A 2,299-nucleotide genomic window follows, 5' to 3' on the forward strand; every position below is an offset into this window, starting at 1 on the left:
CGTTGTCACCGAATGCAGGCCCGCGTTCATCGCCAGCTTGCGAACCTCACGTGGCCAAAGAATAACCGCGTTCTCATCAATTGGGCATGTTCGCACGATGTATTGGGTAAGAGGGTTCAGTGGATTATGTTCGATTACGACACACAGGCCTCCAGGGCGCAGAACCCGGGCCATCTCTTGCATGAAGTTTCTTCGCTGTTCAGGAAGGACATGATGCATAACGCAGATCGTGAAGGCGACATCAAAGCTGCGGTCGTCATACGGGAGCCGATGTCCGTTGTAGGCGTCGAAAAGAACATTTGGGTTCATTTTACGGGCCTCGTCAATCACATCGGCGGCATTGTCGACGCCCCGCAGACGAAGGCTCGGACGTGCTTCCAGAAGATAGGGGTGCACCAATCCATGACCGCAACCGATGTCGAGGATATCCAGCGGCCCATCAGGCATATGCTCTGCTAAGAGTGGGATGATGAGATCTGCTTTTGCTTTGGTAAAGAACGCAAGTGGTTTGCCGCTAAAGCGAATGGCGTCCTCGATGTCCTCGGCATAGGTGTCCCGAAATTGATCGAATTCGCTCATGATAGTTCGCTTTCCGTCTCAATTTGTTCTGAGGCGCTTGTCTTGGGTGCGGCTTTTATCGAATGCTCGGAAACTCCCGACGGAAAATTGGCCGTTTGTTCTATAATCGTCATCGGGCGCTTTTGCATTTGAAGGTAAAGTCGCCCAACATATTCGCCGATCACGCCAAGAAAGATTGCATTCAACCCGATTCCGAACAGGGTAAGAACGACCAGCGTGGAAAATCCTGATGGCCACTCGGACCCAAAGAATATACCGCCAATCAGATAACCCCCAGTTAGCAACACAGTGGCAACTGCGATCAACAGCCCGACGAAAGACGCGATCCGGAGTGGTAAAATCGAATGCGCCAACACACCTTCGGCAGCCAATCCGAACAGTCGACGTAGCGGGTATTTGCTCTCGCCGTGTTGACGGGCCTTTCGATCAAAGGGCACCCCAATCTGTCGCCGGGCCAATGACGAGGTCAATCCACGCGTATAGGGTTGCACGTCATCGATCCAGCGGAGCTGATCAAGAATTGATCGGTCGATGAGGCGGAAATCCCCGCCCCCGACGAGCATACTGTCACCTGCTAGCTTATTCATCAGGTGATAAAAGGCATTGCGCATGGTTTGAAGTACTTTGGGTTCATCGCGGTTGCGGCGAACACCGACTACTGCATCGTGGCCGTCTTCCCAATGCTGTAGGAATTCAACAAAAAGGTCAGGGGGATCCTGAAGATCGCAATCAATCTGTATTGCGGCATCTCCCGACGCGAGCCGATAGCCCGTCATGACTGATTTGTGGAAGCCAAAGTTGCGGGCAAACCGTGCGACGCGCACTCTTGGATCTTTCTCCGCGATCTGGGAAAGGCGGCCAAAGGTGTCGTCGGTGCTGTGATTGTCAGTGAAGATTAGCTCATGATCATAGTCAGGAACCGCATTCTCAAAAACCCGCGAGACCTCAGCATGGAGATTTGCGACGTTGTCTTCTTCATTGAAAACCGGGCAAATAATTGAGATCAATGGGCGCCGTTTTTCGAGTACGGCATCTGCCCTCGTCGCACCATCCATTATGTGTCACCCATGTGGTTCAAAACCCTTCCCTCAAAACTAGAACATTCCAGCCAGCCTGTTGTCCATCAAAACGATAATCCGGCGACAAGGTCTTGCGAACCTTTGAGTAGAAGTCCGCCGGACCTGAGCCGCCGAATATGTCACCCGGCACGCTTGTGATGTCGTGAAACAGAATAACCGGTGGTTGCGTCGCGCGTATCCTTAAAAGCAGATCATCCAGTGCGGCCTGAGTATGCGCTTCCCAGAATGGGTCACGCACCGGCACCATCGGGTGAACGCCGGAGACCACAGGCATCGAAAAGGAAAAGGGCGTAAAATAGACAAGTTCATCGCGGGCTGGATGTGCGCGCAAGTAGCCGGCGAGACGTTCCAGATGTTCGGCCAAGGCGGGTTGCAACCAAACGCCTGATAGCTGCGACGCGCCCGCGCCTTGAACAGGCTGGTTTACCGCCCGCGCGACGACAGTTGTTGTAGAAGACCAAACACCGTCCGCCAAGAGCGCTGCAAGAAGTATTGCGGGCACTTGAAAAAACTGGAGCCGCGGACGCTTTCCTTTCCAAAGTAAGGCCAGTCGCCGTGGATCCCAGAGAACCGGTAGCAAAATCGTGTACAAATAGAGATGGCTCCAAAGGTTGAGCGTTTGCGGCCTGTTCACATAATAC

The 2,299-nt window shown here is 53.3% G+C and carries 3 protein-coding genes; all 3 read right to left on the reverse strand.

Annotated elements, in window-relative coordinates; genetic code table 11:
* The coding region (locus ABJQ89_RS01755; protein ID WP_348494558.1) for a class I SAM-dependent methyltransferase at positions 1-579 on the reverse strand (579 nt) is incomplete at its 3' end.
* Positions 576-1,634: a glycosyltransferase family 2 protein gene (locus ABJQ89_RS01760; RefSeq protein ID WP_348404634.1), complete on the reverse strand. Its 1,059-nt coding sequence runs from the start codon at positions 1,632-1,634 to the stop codon at positions 576-578. The genes ABJQ89_RS01760 and ABJQ89_RS01755, both read right to left, overlap by 4 nt.
* A 19-nt stretch (positions 1,635-1,653) precedes the next feature.
* A partial coding sequence (locus ABJQ89_RS01765) for a hypothetical protein (RefSeq protein ID WP_348494559.1) occupies positions 1,654-2,299 on the reverse strand: 646 nt, incomplete at its 5' end.

It is taken from the genome of Planktotalea sp. (genome assembly GCF_039984035.1).
GTDB lineage: Bacteria > Pseudomonadota > Alphaproteobacteria > Rhodobacterales > Rhodobacteraceae > Planktotalea.